Source organism: Brevundimonas abyssalis TAR-001 (assembly GCF_000466985.1).
In the GTDB taxonomy this organism is placed as follows: Bacteria; Pseudomonadota; Alphaproteobacteria; order Caulobacterales; family Caulobacteraceae; genus Brevundimonas; species Brevundimonas abyssalis.
Genome location: NZ_BATC01000041.1, coordinates 1 through 25,320, shown reverse-complemented (window position 1 = coordinate 25,320; position 25,320 = coordinate 1). Strand labels below are relative to the sequence as shown.

18 protein-coding genes and 4 pseudogenes are annotated in these 25,320 nt (G+C 67.2%); 14 read left to right on the top strand and 8 right to left on the bottom strand.

Annotated elements, in window-relative coordinates; translation table 11 throughout:
• Nucleotides 1-774 (top strand): division plane positioning ATPase MipZ (locus MBEBAB_RS10485; protein WP_052516787.1); only part of this gene is annotated, 774 nt, incomplete at its 5' end.
• Between the two features lie 12 nt (nucleotides 775-786).
• Nucleotides 787-1,209: a J domain-containing protein gene (locus MBEBAB_RS10480; RefSeq protein ID WP_021697960.1), complete on the top strand. Its 423-nt coding sequence runs from the start codon at nucleotides 787-789 to the stop codon at nucleotides 1,207-1,209.
• Here the strand turns inward: MBEBAB_RS10480 and MBEBAB_RS10475 are convergent, their stop codons facing one another.
• Nucleotides 1,210-2,547 (bottom strand): serine hydrolase, encoded by a 1,338-nt coding sequence (locus MBEBAB_RS10475; RefSeq protein WP_021697959.1) that lies wholly within the window; start codon nucleotides 2,545-2,547, stop codon nucleotides 1,210-1,212. It lies immediately after the preceding gene.
• Nucleotides 2,548-2,877: 330 nt separating this feature from the next.
• Here MBEBAB_RS10475 and MBEBAB_RS10470 point away from each other — a divergent pair, with 330 nt between their 5' ends.
• From MBEBAB_RS10470 to MBEBAB_RS10430, 9 genes and pseudogenes are all read left to right on the top strand, one after another.
• Nucleotides 2,878-3,336 (top strand): phasin family protein, encoded by a 459-nt coding sequence (locus tag MBEBAB_RS10470; protein ID WP_021697958.1) that lies wholly within the window; start codon nucleotides 2,878-2,880, stop codon nucleotides 3,334-3,336.
• 201 nt (nucleotides 3,337-3,537) lie between these two features.
• Nucleotides 3,538-3,876: an ATP-dependent Clp protease adapter ClpS gene (gene clpS, locus MBEBAB_RS10465; protein ID WP_021697957.1), complete on the top strand. Its 339-nt coding sequence runs from the start codon at nucleotides 3,538-3,540 to the stop codon at nucleotides 3,874-3,876.
• Nucleotides 3,877-3,888: 12 nt separating this feature from the next.
• A pseudogene (clpA, locus tag MBEBAB_RS10460) lies at nucleotides 3,889-6,204 on the top strand (ATP-dependent Clp protease ATP-binding subunit ClpA).
• 415 nt (nucleotides 6,205-6,619) lie between these two features.
• The gene (locus MBEBAB_RS16870) at nucleotides 6,620-6,979 is read left to right on the top strand and encodes an energy transducer TonB (protein ID WP_045319191.1); all 360 of its coding nucleotides are present in this window, start codon (nucleotides 6,620-6,622) and stop codon (nucleotides 6,977-6,979) included.
• 133 nt (nucleotides 6,980-7,112) lie between these two features.
• Nucleotides 7,113-7,479, top strand: a pseudogene (gene rpsM / locus MBEBAB_RS10450) (30S ribosomal protein S13).
• Between the two features lie 17 nt (nucleotides 7,480-7,496).
• Entirely contained in the window at nucleotides 7,497-7,886 is a 390-nt protein-coding gene (gene rpsK, locus MBEBAB_RS10445; protein WP_021697953.1) for a 30S ribosomal protein S11, read from the top strand.
• A gap of 85 nt (nucleotides 7,887-7,971) precedes the next feature.
• Nucleotides 7,972-8,991, top strand: coding sequence for a DNA-directed RNA polymerase subunit alpha (locus MBEBAB_RS10440; protein ID WP_021697952.1), 1,020 nt, complete (start codon nucleotides 7,972-7,974; stop codon nucleotides 8,989-8,991).
• Between the two features lie 55 nt (nucleotides 8,992-9,046).
• Nucleotides 9,047-9,466: a 50S ribosomal protein L17 gene (gene rplQ / locus MBEBAB_RS10435; RefSeq protein ID WP_021697951.1), complete on the top strand. Its 420-nt coding sequence runs from the start codon at nucleotides 9,047-9,049 to the stop codon at nucleotides 9,464-9,466.
• A 252-nt stretch (nucleotides 9,467-9,718) separates the two neighbouring features.
• Nucleotides 9,719-10,630, top strand: coding sequence for a LysR substrate-binding domain-containing protein (locus tag MBEBAB_RS10430; protein ID WP_021697949.1), 912 nt, complete (start codon nucleotides 9,719-9,721; stop codon nucleotides 10,628-10,630).
• Here the strand turns inward: MBEBAB_RS10430 and MBEBAB_RS17630 are convergent.
• Nucleotides 10,614-10,901 carry an FKBP-type peptidyl-prolyl cis-trans isomerase gene (locus MBEBAB_RS17630; RefSeq protein ID WP_242397146.1) on the bottom strand — a complete coding sequence of 96 codons (288 nt, stop codon included), beginning with the start codon at nucleotides 10,899-10,901 and terminating at the stop codon, nucleotides 10,614-10,616. The two genes, MBEBAB_RS10430 and MBEBAB_RS17630, sit on opposite strands and share 17 nt — an antisense overlap.
• Before the next feature lie 547 nt (nucleotides 10,902-11,448).
• On the opposite strand from MBEBAB_RS17630, the gene rpoB reads away from it, so the two are divergent.
• The 3 genes and pseudogenes from rpoB (at nucleotide 11,449) to MBEBAB_RS10410 (ending at nucleotide 20,327) form a co-directional block, all read left to right on the top strand.
• A complete protein-coding gene (rpoB, locus tag MBEBAB_RS10420) occupies nucleotides 11,449-15,570 on the top strand; it encodes a DNA-directed RNA polymerase subunit beta (RefSeq protein ID WP_021697946.1) in 4,122 nt (1,373 codons plus the stop codon).
• A 97-nt stretch (nucleotides 15,571-15,667) separates the two neighbouring features.
• A pseudogene (gene rpoC, locus MBEBAB_RS10415) lies at nucleotides 15,668-19,869 on the top strand (DNA-directed RNA polymerase subunit beta').
• 104 nt (nucleotides 19,870-19,973) lie between these two features.
• Nucleotides 19,974-20,327 carry a hypothetical protein gene (locus tag MBEBAB_RS10410; protein WP_021697944.1) on the top strand — a complete coding sequence of 118 codons (354 nt, stop codon included), beginning with the start codon at nucleotides 19,974-19,976 and terminating at the stop codon, nucleotides 20,325-20,327.
• Nucleotides 20,328-20,471: 144 nt separating this feature from the next.
• Here MBEBAB_RS10410 and pgsA read toward each other — a convergent pair.
• From pgsA to MBEBAB_RS10380, 6 genes and pseudogenes are all read right to left on the bottom strand, one after another.
• A pseudogene (pgsA, locus tag MBEBAB_RS10405) lies at nucleotides 20,472-21,088 on the bottom strand (CDP-diacylglycerol--glycerol-3-phosphate 3-phosphatidyltransferase).
• A gap of 20 nt (nucleotides 21,089-21,108) precedes the next feature.
• A complete protein-coding gene (locus tag MBEBAB_RS10400; RefSeq protein WP_021697942.1) occupies nucleotides 21,109-21,942 on the bottom strand; it encodes a glycosyltransferase family 2 protein in 834 nt (277 codons plus the stop codon).
• Nucleotides 21,939-22,571, bottom strand: coding sequence for a carbonic anhydrase (locus MBEBAB_RS10395; protein ID WP_021697941.1), 633 nt, complete (start codon nucleotides 22,569-22,571; stop codon nucleotides 21,939-21,941). Before MBEBAB_RS10395 ends, MBEBAB_RS10400 begins: the two co-directional genes overlap by 4 nt.
• A 10-nt stretch (nucleotides 22,572-22,581) precedes the next feature.
• The gene (uvrC, locus tag MBEBAB_RS10390) at nucleotides 22,582-24,462 is read right to left on the bottom strand and encodes an excinuclease ABC subunit UvrC (protein WP_021697940.1); all 1,881 of its coding nucleotides are present in this window, start codon (nucleotides 24,460-24,462) and stop codon (nucleotides 22,582-22,584) included.
• 40 nt (nucleotides 24,463-24,502) lie between these two features.
• Nucleotides 24,503-24,817, bottom strand: coding sequence for a DMT family transporter (locus MBEBAB_RS10385; protein WP_242397147.1), 315 nt, complete (start codon nucleotides 24,815-24,817; stop codon nucleotides 24,503-24,505).
• Nucleotides 24,818-24,958: 141 nt separating this feature from the next.
• Nucleotides 24,959-25,320 (bottom strand): NUDIX domain-containing protein (locus MBEBAB_RS10380; protein ID WP_242397145.1); only part of this gene is annotated, 362 nt, incomplete at its 5' end.

Sequence of the window (25,320 nt, the reverse complement as noted above, 5' to 3'; positions counted from 1 at the left end):
GCCATCCATATCGTCGCCGCCCTGCTGGAGGCGGGGCGTCGGGTGGCGGTCATCGATCTGGACCTGCGGCAGAAGTCGATGGCGCGGTTCTTCGCCAGTCGTCGCGCCTGGCTGGCCGCCAACAACCAGACCCTGCCCGAGCCCCTCATGGCCGATCTCGGCGACGGCGCCGCCCTGGCCCGCGCGGGCGAGGACGAGCAGATGGCCCGCTTCGAGGAGGCCTTCCAGGCCGCGCAGTCGGCCGAGTACATCGTCATGGACACCCCGGGCGGCGACACCGTCCTGTCCCGCGCCGCCCATGGCCGCGCCGACCTGATCGTCACCCCCATGAACGACAGCTTCGTGGACTTCGACCTGCTGGGCCACGTGGACCCGGTGACCCTCGATCTGCTCAAGCCCTCCATCTATTCCGAGACCGTGTGGGAGGCCCGCAAGCAGCGCGCCATCGCCAACGCGGCAAAGGGCCAGACCGGGACCATCGACTGGGTGGTGGTCACCAACCGCCTGGCCGTGTTCGAGGCCCGCAACCGCCGCCGTCTTGAGGAGCGCATGGCCAAGCTGGCCAAGCGGGTCGGCTTCCGCATGGGCCCGGGCCTGCGCGACCGGGTCATCTACCGCGAGCTGTTTCCCTTCGGTCTCACGGTCGCCGACCTGTCCGAACAGGTGCAGCCGGTGGAGATGGCCCTGGCCCACGTCTCGGCCCGTCAGGAGCTCCGCAGCCTGATGCTGTCGCTGGGCCTGGCCGAGGGCGCCCGTCTCGATGACGCGGCCTGACCCGATGATCTCATGGGCCTGATCTGGCTGATCGTCGGCGGCGTCGCCCTGTGGGCCCTGGTCCGTCTGGGCCGCCTGACCGAAGGGCCGGGCAGGGGACATTGGCGGGTGTCGGCCACCATCATCGCGGCGGCCTGCCTGGGCGGGGGCGCGCTGGCGCTCGCGCGCGGATCCTGGCTGATCGGAGGAACCCTGATCGCTGTCGGACTGTACTTCGCCCTCTCGTCGCGCATCCGGGCGGTCGTTCGTTCGGTGGAGTCGGGCATGAGTGCGAAGGAAGCCCGGGACACCCTCGGCGTCACGGCTGACGCGACCACGGAGCAGATCAACGCCGCCTGGAAACGCCTTATGGCCCGCGCCCACCCTGATCAGGGCGGCACCCAGGGGCTGGCCGCGCGCCTGAACGCGGCCCGGGATCGGCTGCTGAAGGGCTGATCAGTCCGGCCGGACCACCATGCAGGTGACGCGGCGCTCGGCCAGGGCCGCGCAGGCGGCGCGGGCGCTGTCCTCGGTCAGGCCGGTGAAGCGGCTGCGATACCATTCCCCGGCGGTCTGGACGGCCCGCTCGGCGCCGGTGAACTGGGTGCGGAAGCGGCGGTTGACCTCGGTCAGCCAGTTGTCGGCCACGTTGCGGTCGCGGAAAGCGCCCACCTGCACGGCCCAGGTCCCGGCCGCTCGCGCTGGTTCAGCCTCGCGCGCCGGACGCAGGGCCGCCTGTTGCGACGGCGCGCCGTTGAGCGCGGCGGTGAAGCTGGGGCTGCTCGACGTCACCCGCGACGTGTCGGCCGGGGCGGAGGTGAAGGCCACCGCCGTGCTCGTTTCCGGCTGGCTGTCGCTGCCGAAGGTCTCGACCGAGGCGTACTGGACCGGCCCGGACGCCGCGCTGCCGACGCCGTAGCCGCGGGATTCAAAGAAGGCCTGGGCGACCTGGATGGACTCGCCCGCCGCGCGGCGGCGCTCCACCTCGAAACCGGTGTTCATCAGTTCGGCCACATGGTCGTTGCGGGTGCGGCTGGAGCGTCCGCCCAGCACCACGGTGATGATGCGGCGTCCATCGCGCACGGCCGACGCCGCCAGATTGTAGCCCGAGGCGTTGGTGAAGCCCGTCTTGATGCCGTCATAGCCGTTGCCCGAGTGCAGCAGCCCGTTGGTGTTGCCATACTGCCGGCCGTTGTAGACCCAGTGGTGCTGGCCGAAATAGTGATAGTACTGCGGGTAGTCACGCATCACCGCGCGGCTCAGGATCGCCAGGTCGCGGGCGGACGAAATCTGTCGGCTGTCGGGCAGGCCGTGGGGGTTCACGAAGCGGGTCTGCGTCATGCCCAGCTCCTGCGCCCGCAGGGTCGACATGGCGGCGAAGCGGGCCTCGGACCCGCCCACATGCTCGGCGATGGCCACGGCGATGTCATTGGCCGAGCGCACCGCCAGCGAACGGATGGCGTCATCCACGGAAATGCGCTGACCGGCGGCCAGGCCCAGTTTCGAGGGCGGCTGCGAGGCGGCGCGCGGCGACACGGTGATCATGTCGTCCATCGCGATACGGCCCTCGGCCAGGGCCTCGAACGTCATGTACAGCGTCATGACCTTGGTGATGGAGGCAGGATAGCGCGGATTGTCGGCCCGTCGCGCGAACAGCACCTCGCCGGACTCCGCGTCCACCACGATGGCGGCGTATCGGGTGTTTTCGCCCGACTGGGCCACCAGGGGCTCGGCGCCGGGCGTGGGCGTGAGCCCGGCCGCGACCAGGACGAAGGCGAACAGAAGCGCTTGCACAAGGCCGACGTGGCGTCGGCCGGCTTGTCGTGTGAATGCCGTCATTGACCCGATAGCCTCTTTACTCACGCGCGACCCGACGCCCCCGATATCGCCACGCACCAAACCGCTATCATGCTTCATTGAGGTTTCGGCGTGGTAAACAACCGACAAACGCAATTTTGAACGCCTCTGGGGAAAACCGTCAAGAAAGTTTCATTGTGCGGTGCACAAAACATCCTTGACCCTTTCTCGCACGTGCGTCATAAGCCACACGTCGCCCGGGATTCTCCCCAGGCGAGAAAAATCATGGGGCGGGATGCACCGCCCAGACCGTTCAGGAGCATGACCATGGCTGACACCGCCGAGACCGTGAAGAAGACCATCGATCAAGCCAGCGCCAAGGCCGAGAAGACCCAGGCCGCCGGCGCCAAGGTTTTCCGTGACAGCGTCGAAAAGAGCGTCGCGGGCATGAGCGAACTCAACGCTCACGGGAAGAAGAACCTGGAAGCCATGGTCGAAAGCGCCACCGCCGCCCAGAAGGGCGCCGAGGCAATCGGCCAGCAGACCCTGGCCTATTCGAAGAAGTCCTGGGAAGACGGCGTCGCCGCCGCCCAATCCCTGACCCAGGCCCGTTCGGTTCAGGAACTGGTTGAACTGCAAACCGCCTTCGCCAAGACCTCGGTCGAAGCCTGGCTGGGCGCTTTCAACAAGACCACCGAACTGTACACCGCTTCGGTCAAGGACGCCTTCAAGCCGATCAACGAGCGCGTCACCGCGACCGTCGAGACCTTCCAGGCCGCGCGCTAAACCGCACTGTCTGTCGAGATCGAAAGGGCCCGGAGCGCAGCTCCGGGCCCTTTTTCGTGGGCGAAAACCGCTCAAGTCCGGGGATTGCGCGCAAGCGTGATCGACCGCCCCTTTTAAAACCCCCGACTTTCCATATCTAATCCATGGTGAGCAGGACCGAGTCCCTGCTCCGGGATTGAAGCGTAGAGACAGCGGAACAGCATGCCGTCGAGGAAAACGGATCAGGGACAGACAGGCGGGGGCGGCTTCGGCACAGCCGTCGTCACCGAAACCCGGCCCAAGCTGCAGAAGCCGTCGCTGTATCGCGTTCTGATCCTGAACGACGACTACACGCCGATGGAGTTCGTCATCTACGTGCTGGAGCGGTTCTTCGCCAAGTCGCGCGAGGACGCCACCCGCATCATGCTGCATGTGCATCAGCATGGCGTGGGCGTTTGCGGGGTGTTCACCTACGAAGTGGCCGAAACCAAGGTCGCCCAGGTGGTGGAGACCGCCCGCCGACACCAGCACCCGCTGCAATGCACAATGGAAAAGGACTGAGAGGAACCCCTGTTGCCCTCATTTTCGCGCCACCTCGAAGAAACCCTGCACCGGGCGGTCGCCTACGCCAATGAGCGCCGGCACGAATACGCCACGCTGGAGCACCTTCTGCTGGCGCTCGTCGACGACCCCGAAGCGGGCGCCGTCATGGCCGCCTGCAACGTCGACCTGGTCAATCTGAAGACCGCGCTCGCCCTCTACGTCGACACCGACCTGGCGGCTCTGGCCACCTCCATGGGCGAGGACGCCAAGCCCACGGCCGGCTTTCAGCGCGTGATCCAGCGCGCGGTCATCCATGTCCAATCGTCGGGCCGCGAGGAAGTCACCGGCGCCAATGTGCTGGTGGCCATCTTCTCCGAGCGCGAGAGCCACGCCGCCTATTTCCTGCAGGAGCAGGACATGACCCGCTATGACGCGGTCAACTACATCGCCCATGGCATCGCCAAGAAGGCGGGCGCGTCCGAGCCCAAGGCCGGCCGCAACGGACCGTCGGCGGAGGAAGGCGAGGAAGCTCCGTGGTCAAGCAGGGCGGCGAGGCCCTGGACGCCTATTGCGTCAACCTCAACGAGAAGTCGAAGGACGGAAAGATCGACCCCCTCATCGGCCGTCAGGCGAGGTGGAGCGCTCGATCCAGATCCTGTGCCGCCGCACCAAGAACAACCCGCTGCTGGTTGGCGACCCCGGCGTGGGCAAGACCGCCATCGCCGAAGGCCTGGCGCGCAAGATCGTCAATAACGAGGTGCCCGACGTCCTCAAGAACGCCACCATCTTCTCGCTCGACATGGGCGCGCTGCTGGCCGGCACCCGCTATCGCGGCGACTTCGAGGAGCGTCTGAAGCAGGTGGTCAAGGAGCTGGAGAACCACCCGGACTCCATCCTGTTCATCGACGAGATCCACACGGTCATCGGCGCCGGCGCCACCTCGGGCGGAGCATGGACGCCTCGAACCTGCTGAAGCCGGCGCTCGCCTCGGGCAGCCTGCGCTGCATGGGCTCGACCACCTACAAGGAATACCGCCAGCACTTTGAGAAGGATCGCGCCCTCGTGCGCCGGTTCCAGAAGATCGATGTGAACGAGCCGACGGTGGACGACACCATCAAGATCCTGAAGGGCCTCAAGAGCTACTACGAGACCTTCCACAAGCTGCGCTACACCGATGCGGCGATCCGCTCGGCGGTGGAGCTGTCGGCCCGCTACATGACCGACCGCAAGCTGCCGGACAAAGCCATCGACGTGATCGACGAGGCCGGCGCCAGCCAGATGCTGCTGCCGGAATCCAGGCGCAAGAAGACCATCGGCCAGAAGGAGATCGAGGCCGTCGTCTCCAAGATGGCCCGCATCCCTGCCAAGTCGGTCTCCAAGTCCGACACCGAGGCGCTCAAGAACCTGCATCTGGACCTGCAGCGCGCGGTGTTCGGTCAGGATCAGGCCATCGAGCAACTGGCCACGGCCATGAAGCTGGCCCGCGCCGGCCTGCGCGATCCTGACAAGCCCATCGGCAGCTATCTGTTCAGCGGCCCCACCGGGGTCGGCAAGACCGAGGCGGCCAAGCAGCTGGCGGGCACCCTGGGCATCGAGATGCTGCGCTTCGACATGTCCGAGTACATGGAGCGCCACACCGTCAGTCGCCTGATCGGCGCGCCTCCGGGCTATGTGGGCCACGACCAGGGCGGCCTGCTGACCGACGCGGTGGATCAGCATCCCCACGCGGTGGTCCTGCTGGACGAGATCGAGAAGGCGCACCCCGACGTCTACAACATCCTGCTCCAGGTCATGGACCACGGCATGCTGACGGACGCGGTGGGCAAGAAGGTCGACTTCCGCAACGTGGTGCTGATCATGACCACCAACGCGGGGGCCGCCGACAACGCCCGCGCCGCCATCGGCTTCGGCCGCGGCAAGGTGGAGGGCGAGGACGACAAGGCCATCCAGCGCCTGTTCACGCCCGAGTTCCGCAACCGCCTGGACGCCATCGTGGCCTTCAAGCCCCTGGGTCAGGACGTCATCCGTCAGGTGGTGACCAAGTTCGTGCTGCAGCTGGAAGCCCAGCTGGCGGACCGCAACATCACCATCGAACTGACCGACGAGGCCACCGACTGGCTGGCCCAGAACGGCTTCGACGAGCTGTACGGCGCGCGGCCCCTGGCCCGCGTCATCCAGGACTCGATCAAGAAGCCCTTGGCCGACGACATCCTGTTCGGACGTCTGATGCGCGGCGGCCATGTGAAGGTGACGCTGAAGGACGGCAAGATCGCCTTCGACATCACCACGGCCGATACGGGCCCCGCCAAGCGCAAGGCGGGCGAGAAGACCGAGGCGGTGGAGTAGGGGCTGATCCAAGTCGAAGCTTTAGCGTTAGGCTCCGTGTAAGATGACGGAGGCGGCGTGACGGGCATCGACTGGCGGCTGGATCGGAAGCGGGCGCGCAAGCTGGGCGCTGTGCTGGGCGTCGGCCTGGCCCACGTCGCCCTGCTGGCCGTTCTCACCCGGTCCCAGCCCCTGCCGCCCGACCCGCCGCTCCCTCCCATCGAGGTCTTTCTGGTTCCGCCGCCCGAGCCGGAGCCCGAGCCCCCGCCGCCGGACCCGTCGCCCGAGGCGGGGGGCGGGCGCCCGCCGCGCCCTCGGTGGTCCACACGCCGCCGAACCCGCCGCCCGAGCCGCCCGAGATCATCGCCCCCATCGAGCAGCGCCCGAGCCCGCGCTCAATGTCGGCGCCGCCCCCACGGAAAGCCCCGAGCCCGGCATGGGCCAGGGCGGGCAGGGGACCGGCACAGGCACGGGAACCGGCGCGGGCGACGGCCCCGGCTCGGGCAGCGGTCCGGCGCAGATCGTCCGCGGCCCCACCCTGGGCCAGATCCAGGCCGCCCATCCGCCCGGCGCGCGCAGCGTTTATGGACGGGTCAGCCTGTCCTGCGTCATCCGTCTGGACCAGTATCTGGACCAGTGTCGCGTGGTCAGCGAATCCCCCCCCGGTCGGGGCTTCGGCGAGGCGGGACTTGTCGTCTCCCGTTATTTCCGCTTTCGTCCTCCCACGCAGGGTGGTCGTCCCGTGGAGGGCCGGCGCGTCGTCGTCGGCGTCGACTTCGGTCGGCCGCGCCGCTGAGCGCGCCAACCCATTGACGCAATCTGAATCCCCTGTATAAGGCCCGTCTTCCGCGAAAGACGCGCAGCGCGCTCCTGGTCTGTCGACCGGAGCGTTCTTCGCGTCTGCGACGCGTATTGGAGAGATCGACAACGTGGCCCGTATCGCAGGCGTCAACATTCCGACGAACAAGCGCGTTGAGATCGCGCTTCAGTACATTCATGGCATTGGCCCGAAGTCGGCCAGGGACATCACCGCCAAGGTCGGCATCGAACCCGCGCGTCGGGTCAACGAGCTGACCGACGCCGAGGTGCTCCAGATTCGTGAAGCGATCGACAGCGACTTCATGGTCGAGGGCGACCTGCGCCGCGAGACGTCCATGAACATCAAGCGCCTGATGGACCTGGCCTGCTACCGCGGCCTGCGTCACCGCAAGGGCCTGCCGGTCCGCGGTCAGCGCACCCACACCACGCCCGCACCCGCAAGGTCCGGCCAAGCCGATCGCCGGCAAGAAGAAGTAATCGGGAAGAACTGACTGATGGCCAAGGAACCGGGTCGCGTCAAACGCCGCGAGCGCAAGAACATCACCTCCGGCGTCGCCCACGTGAACGCCAGCTTCAACAACACCATGGTGACCATCACCGACGCGCAGGGAAATGCGATTTCCTGGTCGTCGGCCGGCCACATGGGCTTCAAGGGTTCGCGCAAGTCGACCCCGTACGCCGCCCAGATGGCCGCCGAGGACGCGGCCAAGAAGGCCGGCGAGCACGGCGTCAAGACCCTGGAAGTCAACGTCTCGGGCCCCGGCTCCGGGCGTGAGTCGGCCCTGCGCGCCCTGCAGGCCGCGGGCATGACCATCACCACCATCCGCGACGTCACCCCGATGCCGCACAACGGATGCCGCCCGCCCAAGCGCCGCCGCGTCTAAGCCTGCCGCCGACCCCATTCCTACGCCGGTCCTGGCGTCCAGAACGCTGGACGCGGGCCCGGCGAAACCCGTTCGAGGGACATCGATGATCGAAAGAAACTGGCAAGAGCTGATCCGTCCCGAAAAGCCGCAGATTGACGCGGGCGGCGATCCGCAGCGCAAGGCGCGGCTGGTGGCGGAACCGCTCGAGCGCGGCTTCGGCGTGACGCTGGGCAACGCGCTTCGCCGCGTGCTGCTGTCGTCGCTGCAAGGCGCGGCCGTGACCGCCATCCAGATCGACGGCGTGGTGCACGAGTTCTCGTCGCTGGAAGGCGTCCGCGAGGACGTCGTGGACATCGTCCTGAACATCAAGCAGCTGGCCCTGCGCCTGCACGCCGAAGGCCCCAAGCGCATGACGCTGAAGGCCACCGGCCCCGGTGCCGTGACCGCTGCCCAGATCGAGACCTCGGCAGACATCGAGGTGCTGAACCCCGACCACGTGCTCTGCACCCTGGACGACGGCGCCTCGGTCCGCATGGAGCTGACGGTTCAGAACGGCAAGGGCTACGTGGCCGCCGAGTTCAACCGTCCGGAAGACGCCCCCATCGGCCTGATCTCGGTGGATGCGCTCTATTCGCCGGTCAAGCGCGTCGCCTACCGGGTCGAGCCGACCCGCCAGGGCCAGTCGCTGGACTACGACAAGCTGATCATGGAAGTGGAGACCAACGGCGCGGTGTCGCCGGTGGACGCCGTGGCCTACGCCGCCCGCATCCTTCAGGACCAGCTGCAGATCTTCATCACCTTCGACGAGCCCAAGGCGGCGGTTGAGGCGTCGGACGGCAAGCCCGATCTGCCGTTCAACCCGGCCCTGCTGAAGAAGGTGGACGAGCTGGAGCTGTCGGTCCGTTCGGCCAACTGCCTGAAGAACGACAACATCGTCTACATCGGCGACCTGATCCAGAAGACCGAGGGCGAAATGCTTCGCACCCCGAACTTCGGCCGCAAGTCGTTGAATGAAATCAAGGAAGTCCTCGCTTCGATGAGCCTGTCGCTCGGCATGGATGTGCCGAACTGGCCGCCGGAGAACATCGAGGAACTCGCCAAGAAGTTCGAAGACCAGATCTAGGTTGCTAAAGGGCCGGGGCGGCGTTGACGCCCGGTCTGACTGAGGAGAGACCCCAATGCGCCACGGCGCCGCTCATCGTAAGCTCGGCCGCACGGCCAGCCACCGCCAGGCCATGCTGGCCAACATGGCTGCGTCGCTGATCAAGCACGAGCAGATCACGACGACCTTGCCCAAGGCCAAGGAGCTTCGTCCCTACGTGGAGAAGCTCGTGACCCTGGCCAAGAAGGGTGATCTGGCCGCGCGCCGTCAGGCCATCAGCCAGGTCCGCGACGTGACCCAGGTCGGCAAGCTGTTCGACACCATCGGCGGTCGTTACGCCGAGCGTCCGGGCGGTTACATCCGCATCATGAAGGCGGGCTTCCGCCACGGCGACAACGCCGCCATGGCCGTGATCGAGTTCGTCGACCGCGACGTGGACGCCAAGGGTCTGGACTCCGGTCCGGTCTACTCGGCCGTCGACGATTCCGAGGACTGATCGGTCCCTTCTGATCTGGTTTGAATTGAGGGCGGCGGGCTTCGGGTCCGCCGCCCTTTTTCTATCCGCCGCCCATCAGCGCATAAAGCACCGCCGCCCAGACGGCGGCGACGGCGAGGACGTATCCGGCCGTGATCCGGCGGGGCGGGGGCAGGGGTGGTCTGTCTTTCCGGTTCATCGATCAGGATGAAGCGTCGATTGCCCCCGGCGGCCAATCGATTTAAGCGGAGCCTTCTTGTGAGGTTTCTTCACATGCGCCGCCCGCTTCCGCCCCTCAACGCCCTGCGCGCCTTCGAGGCCTTCGCCCGTCACGGCTCCATGACGGCCGCCGCCGACGAACTGTGCGTCACCCACGGCGCCGTCAGCCGGCAGGTGAAACAGCTTCAGGATCAACTGGGCGTGGTTCTGGTGGAGGGCCCCCGCAACCGCCTCCAGCTGACGCCCGCGGGCCGTATCCTGGCCGACGGCCTCACGGCGCCCTTCGACGGCATAAGCCAGGCGGTCTCCGCCGCGCGGGCCGGGCCGGGCGCCCGCCGCGAGATCGAGATCGCCTGCCTGGGCACCTTCGCCATGAAATGGCTGATTCCGCGCCTGTCCCGCTTCGTGGAGCAGCATCCGGATTTGAGAGTGCGGGTCTCGGAGTCCTTCGGGCCCGTGGATTTCCGCCGCCAATCCTGTGACGGCGCCATCCGCATCGTCGACCACGATGATCCGGCGTTTGAGCCCAGGGCTGCCTTCCTGGCCAACAACCACGGGCCCGTGGTCGCGGCCGACCTGGCCGGGGCGGACCTGACCGTCGCCGACCTGTTCCGTCTGCCCCGCCTGTACGCCACCACCTACCGCGAGGGTTGGCGGACCTGGACGGCGGCCAACGGGCTGGACCTGCCGCCGCCGACGGCCGAGCGCGAGTTCGGCCACAACCATTCCCTGATCGAGGCCGCCGCGGCTGGGCTGGGCGCCGCCGTCATTCCGTGGAGCTTCGTGGCGCCGGACATCGAGTCCGGCCGCCTGGCCGCGCCGTTCGGCTTCATCTCGCGGCCCGCGTCCTACGTCTTCCTGCGTCCGCCCCACCGCGCCGACCCGGCCATGGACGCCTTTCAGGACTGGCTGATCGCCGAGGGCGCCGCGACGCCGGCCCCGCCTGCCCCTATCCGGCCGGCGTGACGTCCAGCAACTCGACCTTGAACAGCAGGGCCGAATTCGGCGGGATCTCGCCGCCGCCCGCGCCGCGCCCGCCATAGGCGAGGCCGGCGGGAATGACGAAGTTGAACGTCTCCCCGACCCGCATCAGCTGAAGACCCTCGGTCCAGCCGGAAATGACGCGGTTCAGCGGAAATTCGATCGGCTCGCCCCGCTCGTAGGAGCTGTCGAACACCCGCCCGTCGATGAAGGTCCCCTCATAGTGCACCCGCACCGTATCCGTCGGCCCGGGCATGGCGCCGTCGGCGTTGGGCGCCCCTCACGCCGATATTGCAGGCCGCTTTCCGTCGTGCCCCAGCCCCGCCGCGCCCCGCTCCACGCCAGATAGGCCGCCTGACCCGCCTCCCAGCGTTCCTGCGAGGGCGGGCCCGGATCGACCGGCGCGGGCTGAGGCACCGTAGCGCAGGCGGCGAGGGCGAGGGTGAGGGCGGCGAGGGGGATCAGGGTGCGGTTCATGGCATGACGCTAGCCGATTCCGGCATCTGCGGATATCTGGACGCGAGGGCCTTTATTTCGTCCGAAAAGCGAGTATATGTGCCCGCTCCGCTGATTCCGAACAGAAGCTGCGCGAAAGCGCCGAGGCGTGGTCCGTCGCCCTCCGACCACCGCGAAGGCGTGCTCCTCCCCAAGGGAGCCACTGAAATTTCAGGCGTTCTGGTCCCAAGACTTCGTGTCCGGGCCGAGGGTGAACGCCGAGAAACCGGGTCACGGGTCGCCGTAAAGGCGTCGCCGTGGCCGCTGCATTGTGACGCGGGTCCACGCCCGCGCGATTGGGAAAACGAATGGCAAAGTCCACCGCCGGCCTGACCATCAACGGCCAGATCGCCTCCGCCCAGACCTTCACCGGCAAAAAGCGCATCCGCAAGTCCTTCGGGCGCATCCCCGAGGCGGTGCAGATGCCGAACCTGATCGAGGTTCAGCGCGCGTCCTACGAGCAGTTCCTGCAGCGCGAGGTCCGTCCCGGCCAGCGCAAGGACGAGGGTATCGAGGCGGTCTTCAAGTCGGTCTTCCCGATCAAGGACTTCAACGAACGCGCCGTGCTGGAATATGTCTCCTACGAGTTCGAGGAGCCCAAGTACGACGTCGAGGAATGCATCCAGCGCGACATGACCTACGCCGCGCCGCTGAAGGTCAAGCTGCGCCTGATCGTGTTCGAGACCGACGAGGAGACCGGCGCGCGCTCGGTCAAGGACATCAAGGAGCAGGACGTCTACATGGGCGACATCCCGCTCATGACCGGCAAGGGCACCTTCGTCGTCAACGGCACCGAGCGGGTGATCGTCTCCCAGATGCACCGGTCGCCGGGCGTCTTCTTCGACCACGACAAGGGCAAGACGCACGCCTCGGGCAAGCTGCTGTTCGCCGCCCGCGTGATCCCCTATCGCGGCTCCTGGCTGGACTTCGAGTTCGACGCCAAGGACCTCGTCTATGTGCGTATCGACCGTCGCCGCAAGCTGCCCGCCACCACCTTCCTGATGGCCTTGGGCATGGACGGCGAGGAGATCCTGCGGACCTTCTACGAAACCGTCCCCTACGAGAAGCGCGGCGAAGGCTGGGTCACCCCCTACAAGCCCGAGCGCTGGCGCGGGGTTAAGCCCGAATTCGATCTGGTCGACGCCGACACCGGCGAAGTCGCCGCCCCGGCCGGAACCAAGGTCAGCGCCCGTCAGGCCAAGAAGCTGGCCGACGGCGGCCTGAAGTCCCTGCTGCTGGCGCCCGACGCCCTGCTGGGGCGCTACCTGGCCGCCGACGCGGTCAACATGGAAACCGGCGAGATCTACGCCGAGGCCGGCGACGAGCTGGACCAGGCCGCCATCGAGCTGCTCGAGGAGAGCGGCTTCTCCACCATCGACGTGCTGGACATCGACCACGTCACGGTCGGCGCCTACATGCGCAACACCCTGCGGGTGGACAAGAACGACGCCCGCGAGGACGCCCTGTTCGACGTCTACCGCGTCATGCGCCCGGGCGAGCCGCCGACGCCGGAAGCGGCCGACGCCATGTTCAACAGCCTGTTCTTCGATTCCGAGCGCTACGACCTGTCCTCGGTCGGCCGCGTGAAGATGAACATGCGCCTGGAGACGCCGGAAGTCGCCGACGACATCCGCGTCCTGCGCAAGGACGACGTGCTCAAGGTCCTGCAGATCCTGGTGGGCCTGAAGGACGGCCGCGGCGAGATCGACGACATCGACAACCTCGGCAACCGCCGGGTCCGTTCGGTGGGCGAGCTGCTGGAGAACCAGTACCGCGTCGGCCTGCTGCGCATGGAGCGCGCCATCAAGGAGCGCATGTCCTCGGTCGATATCGACACGGTCATGCCGCACGACCTGATCAACGCCAAGCCGGCCGCCGCGGCCGTGCGCGAGTTCTTCGGGTCGTCGCAGCTGTCCCAGTTCATGGACCAGACCAACCCGCTGTCGGAAATCACCCACAAGCGCCGCCTGTCGGCGCTCGGCCCGGGCGGTCTGACCCGCGAGCGCGCCGGCTTCGAAGTCCGCGACGTGCACCCGACCCACTACGGCCGCATCTGCCCGATCGAAACGCCGGAAGGCCCGAACATCGGCCTGATTAACTCGCTGGCCACCCACGCGCGGGTCAACAAGTACGGCTTCATCGAGAGCCCGTACCGCCGCATCAAGGACGGCAAGACCACCGACGACGTGGTCTACATCTCGGCGATGGAAGAGGCGAAATACACCATCGCCCAGGCCAACATCGAGCTGAAGGACGGCGAAATCGTCGAGGATCTGGTCCCGGGCCGGATCAACGGTGAATCCCAGCTTCTGCCCAAGGAAGCGGTCGACATGATGGACGTGTCGCCGAAACAGGTCGTTTCGGTCGCCGCGGCCCTGATCCCGTTCCTGGAAAACGATGACGCCAACCGGGCCCTGATGGGCGCCAACATGCAGCGTCAGGCCGTGCCGCTGGTGCAAGCTGACGCCCCGCTCGTGGGCACCGGCATGGAAGACGTGGTGGCCCGCGACTCCGGCGCCGTGGTCGTGGCTCGCCGCGACGGCGTGGTCGAGCAGATCGACGGCACCCGCATCGTGGTGCGCGCCACCTCGGACCTGGAAGCCGCCCGCTCGGGCGTGGACATCTACCGCCTGTCCAAGTTCCAGCGCTCCAACCAGTCCACCTGCATCAACCAGCGCCCGATCGTGCGCGTGGGCGATGCGGTCAAGAGCGGCGACGTCATCGCCGACGGCCCGTCCACGGACCTGGGCGAACTGGCCCTGGGCCGCAACGCGCTCGTCGCGTTCATGCCCTGGAACGGCTACAACTTCGAGGACTCGATCCTGATCTCCGAGCGCATCGTGCGCGACGACGTCTTCACCTCCATCCACCTGGAGGAGTTCGAGGTCATGGCCCGCGACACCAAGCTCGGGCCCGAGGAAATCACCCGCGACATCCCCAACGTCGGTGAAGAAGCCCTCCGCAATCTGGACGAGGCCGGCATCGTCGCCATCGGCGCCGAAGTGCACGCCGGCGACATCCTGGTCGGCAAGGTCACGCCCAAGGGCGAGAGCCCGATGACCCCGGAAGAGAAGCTGCTGCGCGCCATCTTCGGCGAAAAGGCCTCGGACGTGCGCGACACCTCCCTGCGCCTGCCGCCCGGCGCCAGCGGCATCATCATCGACGTCCGAGTCTTCAACCGTCACGGCGTCGACAAGGACGAGCGCGCCATGGCCATCGAGCGTTCGGAAATCGAACGCCTGGGCAAGGACCGCGACGACGAGCTCAAGATCCTCGAGCGCAACGTCTATTCGCGCCTCAAGGAGCTGGTGCTCGGCAAGACCGCCGTGTCCGGTCCCAAGGGCCTGGGCCGCGGCGAGATCACCGAGGCCAAGCTGGACGAACTGTCGCGCGGCCTGTGGTGGCAGATCGCCATGGACGACGAAAAGGCCCAGGGCGAGCTCGAGGCCATGAAGAAGTCGTTCGAGGACGCCCGCAAGGCCCTCGACCGTCGCTTCGAGGACAAGGTCGAGAAGCTGCAGCGCGGCGACGAACTGCCCCCGGGCGTCATGAAGATGGTCAAGGTCTTCGTGGCTGTGAAGCGCAAGCTGCAGCCCGGCGACAAGATGGCCGGCCGCCACGGCAACAAGGGCGTGATCTCCAAGATCCTGCCCATGGAGGACATGCCCTTCCTCGAGGACGGCACGCCGGTCGACGTCGTGCTGAACCCGCTGGGCGTGCCCTCGCGCATGAACATCGGCCAGATCTTTGAAACGCACCTGGGCTGGGCTTCGGCCGGTCTGGGCCGCCAGATCAAGGGTCTGCTCGAGGACTGGACCCAGAACGGGGGGCAGAAGAAGGCCCTGATCGAACGCCTCACCGAGATCTACGGCGCGGACACCCCCCTGCCGCAGGACGAGGACGAGCTGATCGAACTGGCCCGCAACCTGTCCAAGGGCGTTCCGTTCGCCACCCCGGTGTTCGACGGCGCGCACATCTCGGACATCGAGCGCCTGCTGGAAGAGGCCGGCCTGAACAAGTCCGGCCAGTCCTGGCTGTACGACGGCCAGACCGGGGAGCGCTTCAAGCGTCCGGTCACGGTCGGCTACATCTACATGCTGAAGCTGCACCACCTGGTGGACGACAAGATCCACGCCCGCTCCATCGGCCCCTACAGCCTGGTCACCCAGCAACCGCTGGGCGGCAAGGCCCAGTTCGGCGGCCAGCGTTTCGGCGAGATGGAGGTGTGGGCGCTGGAGGCTTACGGCGCCGCCTACACCCTGCAGGAGATGCTGACGGTGAAGTCCGACGACGTGGCCGGCCGCACCAAGGTCTACGAAGCCATCGTCCGCGGCGACGACAGCTTCGAGGCGGGCATTCCCGAGAGCTTCAACGTGCTCGTCAAGGAAATGCGCTCGCTGGGTCTGAACGTGGAGCTGGAGAACGGCTGATCGACCGATGATCCCTCCTCACGCAAGCGGGGAGGGACGGTCTCTCGCTCTTCTCCCTCAATGAATTTTGGCGGGTAGCCCCGCAGAAGGAATCAAGATGAACCAGGAAGTCCTGAACATCTTCAACCCGGTCCCGGTCACCCCGACCTTCGACCAGATCAAGATCGCCCTGGCCTCGCCGGAGAAGATCAAGTCCTGGTCGTTCGGCGAGATCAAGAAGCCGGAGACGATCAACTACCGCACGTTCAAGCCCGAGCGTGACGGCCTGTTCTGCGCCCGCATCTTCGGTCCGACCAAGGACTACGAGTGCCTGTGCGGCAAGTACAAGCGCATGAAGTACAAGGGCATCATCTGCGAGAAGTGCGGCGTGGAGGTCACCCTGGCCCGCGTCCGTCGCGAGCGCATGGGCCACATCGAACTGGCCGCCCCGGTCGCCCACATCTGGTTCCTGAAGTCCCTGCCCAGCCGCATCTCGCTGATGCTGGACATGGCCCTGAAGGACGTGGAGCGGGTTCTCTATTTCGAGAACTACATCGTCACCGAGCCGGGCCTCACGCCCCTCAAGCAGAACCAGCTTCTGACCGAGGACGAGTACTACCAGTTCCAGGAAGAGTACGGCGATGACGGCTTCACCGCCGAGATCGGCGCCGAGGCCGTGCGCGGCCTGCTTATGGGCATCGACCTGCACGCCGAGGCCGAGAAGCATCGCGCCGAACTGGCCGACAGCCCCTCGGAGCTGAAGGCCAAGAAGGCCTCCAAGCGCCTCAAGATCATGGAAGCCTTCATCGAGTCCGGCAACAAGCCGGAGTGGATGATCCTGACCATCGTGCCGGTCATCCCGCCGGAACTGCGCCCGCTGGTGCCGCTGGACGGCGGCCGCTTCGCCACCTCCGACCTGAACGACCTGTATCGCCGGGTCATCAACCGGAACAACCGCCTGAAGCGCCTGATGGAGCTTCGCGCGCCGGACATCATCATCCGCAACGAAAAGCGGATGCTGCAGGAATCCGTCGACGCCCTGTTCGACAACGGCCGCCGCGGCCGGGTCATCACCGGCGCCAACAAGCGGCCCCTGAAGTCGCTGGCCGACATGCTGAAGGGCAAGCAGGGCCGCTTCCGTCAGAACCTGCTGGGCAAGCGCGTGGACTACTCGGGCCGTTCGGTCATCGTGGTGGGTCCCGAGCTCAAGCTGCACGAGTGCGGCCTGCCCAAGAAGATGGCGCTGGAGCTGTTCAAGCCGTTCATCTACGCGCGTCTGGACGCCAAGGGCCTGTCGGGCACCGTCAAGCAGTCCAAGCGCATGGTCGAGCGTGAGCAGCCCCAGGTCTGGGACATCCTCGACGAGGTGATCCGCGAACACCCGGTTCTGCTGAACCGCGCCCCGACGCTTCACCGTCTGGGCATCCAGGCGTTCGAGCCCAAGCTGATCGAGGGCAAGGCCATCCAGCTTCACCCGCTGGTCTGCGCCGCCTTCAACGCCGACTTCGACGGCGACCAGATGGCCGTGCACGTCCCGCTGAGCCTCGAGGCCCAGCTGGAAGCGCGCGTGCTGATGATGTCCACCAACAACATCCTCAGCCCCGCCAACGGCAAGCCGATCATCGTGCCGTCGCAGGACATCGTCCTGGGCCTGTACTACCTGTCGCTGGTCAAGGACGGCGAGCCGGGTGAGAACAAGCTGTTCGCCAACATCGGCGAGATCGACGCCGCGCTCGACGCTGGCGTGGTGACCCTGCACAGCAAGATCAAGGCCCGCTGGACCGAGCACGACGCCGAGGGCAAGGAGGTGACCAAGGTCATCGACACCACCCCCGGCCGCATGAAGCTGGGGGCCCTGCTGCCGCGCAACCCCAACGTCGGCTACCGCCTTCTGGAGAAGAACCTCACCAAGAAGGAAATCGGCAATCTGATCGACGTGGTCTATCGCCACTGCGGTCAGAAGGCGACGGTGATCTTCGCCGACCGCATGATGCAGCTGGGCTTCCGTGAGGCGGCCAAGGCGGGCATCTCGTTCGGCAAGGACGACATCGTGATCCCGGCCAGGAAGACCGAGATCGTCGACGCCACCCGCGCCCAGGTCGAGGAGTACGAGCAACAGTACGCCGACGGCCTGATCACCAAGGGCGAGAAGTACAACAAGGTCGTTGACGCCTGGGCCAAGGCCACCGATCGCATCGCCGACGAGATGATGGGCGAGATCGCCCAGCCGGTGCAGCTGGGCGACGGCCGCACCGCCGAGATCAACTCGGTATACATGATGGCCAACTCCGGGGCTCGTGGCTCCCAGGCCCAGATGAAACAGCTGGGCGGCATGCGCGGCCTGATGGCCAAGCCCTCCGGCGAGATCATCGAGACCCCGATCGTCTCGAACTTCAAGGAAGGCCTGACCGTGCTGGAGTACTTCAACTCCACCCACGGCGCCCGTAAGGGTCTGGCTGACACCGCCCTGAAGACCGCCAACTCGGGTTATCTGACCCGTCGTCTGGTGGACGTGGCGCAGGACTCCATCGTCACCGAGGAAGACTGCGGCTCCACGCGCGGCATCACCCTGCGCGCGGTGGTCGAGGGCGGCGACGTCCTGGTTTCGCTGGGGCAGCGCGTGCTGGGCCGTTACGCGGCCGAGGACATCAAGGAGCCGGGCACGGACAACGTCCTGTTCCCCGCCGACACCTATCTGGTCGAGGAGGTCATCGAAGAGATCGAGGCCGCCGGCGTCCAGTCGGTCAAGGTGCGCTCGGCCCTCACGTGTGAGGCCGAGGCCGGAATCTGCGGCATGTGCTACGGCCGTGACCTGGCGCGCGGCACCAACGTCAACATCGGCGAGGCGGTCGGGGTCATCGCGGCCCAGTCCATCGGCGAGCCGGGCACCCAGCTGACGATGCGGACCTTCCACATCGGCGGCACCGCCCAGGTGGCCGAAACCTCGTTCGTGGAAGCGACCAACGCCGGCTCCATCAAGATCGTCGGCCCGACCGTCAAGGCGGCCCACGGGGATCTGGTGGCCATGAGCCGCAACGTCGTCATCACCGTGGTGGTCGACGGCAAGGATCGCGAGAGCCACAAGGTGCCCTACGGCGCCCGCCTGCGGGTCAAGGACGGTGTCGAGATCAAGCGCGGCGAGCGCATGGCCGAGTGGGATCCCTACACCACCCCGATCATCACCGAGGTGGGTGGTTCGGTCCGCTTCGAGGATCTGGCCGACGGCCTGTCGGTCAAGGAAGAGACGGACGAGGCACCGGCATCACCCAGCGCGTCGTCTCCGACTGGCGCGCCAGCCCCCGCGGCTCGGACCTGCGTCCGGCCCTGGGCGTGATCAAGGGCGAGTCCTACGCCAAGCTGGCCTCGGGCTCCGACGCCCGCTACCTGCTGCCCGTGGGCGCGATCCTCTCGGTCAACAACGGTGACGAGGTCAAGCCGGGCGAGATCATCGCCCGTATCCCGACCGAAGGCGCCAAGACCCGAGACATCACCGGCGGTCTGCCGCGGGTGGCCGAGCTGTTCGAGGCCCGTCGTCCCAAGGACTGCGCGGTCATCGCCGAGATGGACGGCCGCGTCGAGTTCGGTCGCGACTACAAGAACAAGCGCCGCATCAAGATCACGCCTGAGCCGGACGCTGACGGCAACCAGGCCGATGCGGTCGAGTTCCTGATCCCCAAGGGCAAGCACATCTCCGTCCACGACGGCGATCTGATCCAGAAGGGCGACTACATCATCGATGGCAACCCGGATCCGCACGATCTGCTGCGCATCCAGGGGGTCGAGGCGCTGGCCGAGTATCTGGTCAACGAAGTGCAGGAGGTCTACCGACTGCAGGGCGTGCCGATCAACGACAAGCACATCGAGGTGATCGTTCGCCAGATGCTGCAGAAGGTCGAAATCCTCGATCCGGGCGAAACCGGCCTGATCAAGGGCGATCACATGGACCGTCCCGAGTTCGACATCGAGCAGGCCAAGACCGTGAAGCGCAAGGCCCGCCCGGCGACCACCCAGCCGGTTCTGCTGGGCATCACCAAGGCCTCGCTGCAGACCAAGAGCTTCATCTCGGCCGCCTCCTTCCAGGAGACGACCCGCGTGCTGACCGACGCCTCGGTCAACGGCAAGGTCGATACCCTGGAAGGCCTGAAGGAGAACGTGATCGTGGGCCGCCTGATTCCGGCGGGCACGGGCGCCTATCTCCGGTCGCTGCAGAAGATCGCCAACGAGCGCGACGCCGTCCTCACCAAGCAGCGCGAGGACGCCGTCGAGCCGCTGCCGGCCGATCTGGCGCTGGAGCTGGAAGGCGAGAAGACCGAAGGCTGACAAGCCTGCCTCAAAACGATCAGGGCGGCGTCGAAAGGCGCCGCCCTTTTCTTTGCCGATCGCACGTCCCCGATTGACGCAGCGTGCCCTTACGGTCGTCGGCCATGAGCGAGATCGTGGCGACAGACCATGAGGCCGCGCCGGACCTGGGCTGGATGATCGCCCGGGCCTGGCGTCTGGCCGCGCGCGCCATCCGCACCGGGCGCGCGGGCGAGGCCATGCGCTGGTTGTCTGTCCACGCCCGGCTGGCGGCCATGGCCGAACCAGACCAGACGCCCGACCCCGACCCCGGCCCCGCTCCGGCCGCCACAGCCGAATCCGACCCGGCCCCGGGGGCGGTGCGGCCTGAAAAGGCTGTTCGTGCCGCCGCGCCCGGATTGCACCAATTGCACCAATTGCACCGTGCAATTCCCCGGCGTCCGGCTCAGACGCCGACCACCGGCCCCGACCCGCCCTGATCCACGTCGTCCGGACCGGAATTGGTCGGGTTCCGGGCGTCCTTCAGACGATGATGCTCACCATGCAGGCCCCGTCAGCCCCTTCCACGAGAAGGGGGTTCGGTCGGCTCGCCTGAAGGCTGATGCGCCAAGGCCGGATGGCGATCAGGCCATCTGCTCGCGGGCCTTGGTGAAATACTGCCAGCCGGTCCAGACGGTGACGATGGCGGCGATCCAGAGCATCACATCGGCGAAGGTCTGGAAGTTGGGCAGCAGCTGCAGATCCCAGCCGAACACGCCCCAGTTCAGGGCCAGCAACTGCAGGCCCAGCGAGAACAGCTGCAGCGTCGTCTTCCACTTGGCCAAGGTCGTCACCGGCAGCTTGACCTCGCCCGCCAGGGTCTCGCGCAGCGCCGAGACCGCGAACTCGCGGAACAGGATCAGGCCGCAGGGGATGGCGATCTGGGTCAGCGAGCCCGAGGTCAGCAGCCCCAGGATGGCGCCGGTCACCAGGATCTTGTCGGCGATGGGGTCCAGAATGCGCCCCAGCGGCTCTCCACCTTCCAGCGCCGCGCCAGGAACCCGTCCACCCAGTCGGTGGAGGCGGCGATGACGAAGATGAAGAAGGCGGCGCGATACAGGGCGAACTGGTCGTCCGGGCTCAGATAGGCGGACAGGATCGGCGTCGCCGTCGCTCCCGCCAGGATCAGGAACATGATCACCCCCGCCGCCAGCCGGGCGCCGGTCAGGATGTTCGGGATGTTGCGCAGCGGCGAGGTCATGGGGGTTCTCTGGAGCATGGTCAGGGTTCCTGGACGCGCGGAACGGCGTCCGGGTCGTGATCCGCGGAAGGATGCCGTTTCATCGCCTCATCCTCCCAGGTCTTGGCTTCGGTGAGGAAGGAATAGATAGCCGCCTGCATGGCGAAGATGACGCCTGCCCAGCCCGCCCGGTACAGCTTGCGCCCGTACAGGACCCGAAGGAAATAGACTGGCGGGTTGAGCAGCATGCGCCAGGGCGTGAAGCGCTTCTTTCCCGCCGCGCGCATGCCGGCCTTGAGGGTGGCGTAACGCTCTTCCTTGACCACCACCTCGCCGACGGTCAGCGGGCGATAATGCAGCAGGGCGCCTCGCCGGGCCACGCGCACGGCGCCGTCCGGGATCAGGCCCTCGTGCACGGTCTTCCTGATGTCGAACACCGCCTTGCCCTTTCGGAACAGCCGCAGATTGGCGCTGTCTCCGACGCCCCTGGGCGTATAGCCGTAACCGATCAGCCAGGGCCGCCGCGGCAGGCGCCAGCCCACCACATCATCCGGCGCGGCCACAAGGTCGGGCAGGGCGGTGCGCAGATCCTCATCCAGACGTTCGTCCGCGTCGATGCTGAGCAGCCAGGGCTGCGTCGCCTGTTCGAGGGCGAACTGCTTCTGACGGGCGAAACCCAGCCAGTCCTGATGCATGAAGCGGATGGGGAAGCCTTCCTCCGTCAGTCGCGCCACCACCTCTGGCGTGGCGTCGGTGGACCCGGAATCCACGATGACGATCTCGGCGCACTGGTCCAGGGACCGGACGCACGCCTCGATGGTTTCGGCCTCATTGAGGCAGATGACGAAGGCGGAAAGGGGGAGGCGCTCGCTCAAGCGTCCGCATCCAGACTCTTGAACACGCCGTCCGCCTGCATGCGCCACAGGACGCCGTTGGCGATGCCGAAATGCAGGCCCACGAGTTCAAGATCGCCCATCGCTTCACGCTCGGCAATCCACGGGAAGGTCCGCAGGTTGTCGATCGACAGGCGCACCACGGCGTGTTCGCCGGCGACCTGCTTGTCATCGTCATCCAGCCCCTCTGTGGCGCGGCGAACGACCGGCTCGGCCTGGGCGACCCAGGGGCGCACGAAGTCGTTGCAGCTGTCCGGGGCGCCGTTGATCATGGCGTTGACCCCGCCGCACAGGGCGTGGCCCATGACCACGATGCGCTCCACGCCGAGCACCCGCACGCCGAACTCGAGGGCGGCCGACACCCCGTGCAGGCCGCCGTCCGGCTGATAGGGCGGGACGATGTTGGCCACATTCCGGACCACGAAAAGCTGACCGGGCGCGGCGTCGAAGATGAGAGCGGGGTCCGCGCGGCTGTCGGAACAAGCGACCACCAGGGTGTGGGGTTTCTGGCCCTTGGCCGCCAGGGCTTCATACTCGGCGCGCGCTTGGGTCCAGCCGTCCTGGCGAAAGCGGGCGTACCCGGAAAGGAGGGGATCGGATTCGTCAGTCATGCCGCCTCTTCTAGGCCTTTCGGAAGTTGGCGTGAATACGCTCCGCCAGGGCGCGGCTGATGCCCTCCACCTTCTCCAGATCGGTCACCGAGGCCCGCGACACGCCCCGCGCCGAGCCGAAGGCGTGCAGCAGCGCCTTCTTGCGCCCCGGCCCCACGCCCTCGATCTCGTCCAGCGGGTTGCGCTTGATGTCCATGGACCGGCGCTTGGCGTGGGCCCCGTTGGCGAAGCGGTGGGCCTCGTCGCGCAGCCTTTGTAGATAATAGAGGGCAGGAGACTTCAGCGGCAGCATGAAGGGCGCCTTGCCCGGCATGAAGAACTTCTCCATGCCCGCGTCCCGGTCCGGTCCCTTGGCCACCCCCACCACGGGGATGTCGTCGACGCCCAGATCGGCCAGCACCGCCATCACCTCGGCCAGTTGCCCGGCCCCGCCGTCGATCAGCAGCAGGTCGGGCCGCTCCACCGGCTCGCCGGCCTCCTCTTCCTTGACCAGCCTGCCGAAGCGGCGGCGCATCACCTCGCGCATCATGCCGTAGTCGTCGCCGGGGCTCAGCTCCTCGTCGCGGATATTGAACTTGCGGTACTGGTTCTTCCGGAAGCCCTCGGGCCCGGTCACGATCATGCCGCCCACCGGGTTCGAGCCCTGGATGTGGGCGTTGTCATAGACCTCGATCCGCTCGGGCCGCGCATCCAGCCCGAACGCCTCGCAGACGTCATCGAGGATCTTGGTCTGGGCCGAGTTCTCGGCCAGCTTGCGGCCCAGCGCCTCGCGGGCGTTGGTCAGGGCGTGGCGGACCAGGTCGGCCTTCTCGCCCCGGCGCGGAATGGCGATCTCCACCCGGCGCTCCGCCTTCATGGAGAAGGCCTCGGCCAGCAGCTCGATCTCGTGCGGCGAGACATTGGTCAGGATCAGGCGCGGGACCGGCTTGTCTTCATAGAACTGCCCCAGGAAGGCGCCGAGGATCTCCGGGTCGCTGTCGCTGCGGTCGATGCGGGGGAAATAGGCCCGCCCGCCCCAGTTCTGGCCCGCGCGGAAGAAGAAGGCCTGGATGCACGCCTGACCGCCGTCGGAGAACAGGGCGAAGACGTCGGCCTCCTCCACGGTCTCGGCGTTGATCGACTGCTCCATGGTGATGGCCGACAGCGCCCGGATGCGGTCCCGCACCCGCGCCGCGCGCTCGAAGTCCAGATCGTCCGAGGCCGCCTGCATCTCGCTCGACAGCCGGCCGATCACCGCCCGCGACTTGCCGCGCAGGAACTGTTCGGCCGCGCTGACCAGTTCGCCATAGTCCTCCAGGCTGATCAGGCCGGTGCACGGCGCCGAGCATCGCTTGATCTGGTGCAGCATGCAGGGGCGGATGCGGCTTTCGTAGACGCTGTCGGAGCAGGACCTGAGAAGGAACGCCTTCTGCAGGGTGTTCAGCGTGCGGTTCACCGCCCAGGTGGAGGCGAAGGGGCCGAAATAGTCGCCAGGCACGGTGTGGGCGCCCCGGTGCTTGCGGACCTGGGGCGCGCGGTGGTCGCGGCGGATCATCAGCTCGGCGAACGACTTGTCGTCGCGCAGCACCACATTGAAGCGCGGCTTCAGCTTCTTGATGAAGTTGGATTCCAGCAACAGGGCCTCGGTCTCCGAGGCCGTGACCACCATCTCCATGGACCGGGTCAGGGACACCATCAGGGCGATGCGCTGGGTGTGGAACCGCCCCTGGGCGTACTGCATAACGCGCTTCTTCAGGGACCGCGCCTTGCCCACGTACAGGCAGGTCCCGTCCTCGCCATACATGCGATAGACGCCCGGCTTGTCCGGCGCGCGCCGCGCCTCGTCGCGGATCAGCTCGGCGGCGGCCAGCGAGGGTTCCGGGGGCGTTTCGATGGGCGGGGATTCGGTCACGGGGCCAATATAGGCGCCCCGCGCCTCCCGGCGAAGCGGCTCAGCCCCTGCGGACCAGCAGAACGCCGCCGATCAGCATGGCCACCCCCGCCAGACGGCTCAGGGTGATGGGCTGCTTGGGCACGCCCATGAAGCCGAAATGGTCCAGGATCAGGCTCAGCATCATCTGCCCCGCCACCATCAGGACGATGGTGGTCGCCACGCCCAGCCGCGGCACCGCATAGGCCGAGGCGACCACGAACACCGCGCCATACAGCCCGCCGAGCCAGGCCGCCGGGGGCAGGGCCCGGGTGGCGGCCATGTCCGGCTTCGTCTGAAGAACCGCCGCCAGCGCCAGCAGGGCCACGGTCCCGATGGCGAACGAGATCAGGGCCGCGTTGACGGGCGAGGCGACGGCGGCGGACAGCCGGGCGTGGTGGGGCCCTGCAGGGCGGTCAGGGCGCCGCCGACGATGACGGCCAGGATGGCGATGACGGTGGGGTTCATGGCCGGGCTTCTACCACAACGGATCGGACGGGGCGCCCGTGAAGATTTCATCCAGCCGCCGCTGCGTCGCCGCCGTCACGCCCTCGGGCAGGGCGTCGGGCGCGAACCACTCGGCGTTCGAGATCTCCCCATGGGAGGTCCGCGCGCCGACCGCGAAGGCGTCCACCGCGAACACCAGCACATGGTCATTGGGAAAGAACCGGTGGTTGGAATGCACCGACAGCAGGCGCGGCGGTCCTGACGCGATCAGCCCGGTCTCCTCGCGCAGTTCGCGCACCGCCGCGTCCTGCACCGTCTCGCCCGGTCCACCCGCCGCCCGGCAGCCACCAGCCCTCCAGATAGGTGTGCCGCACCAGCATGATCCGCCCCGCC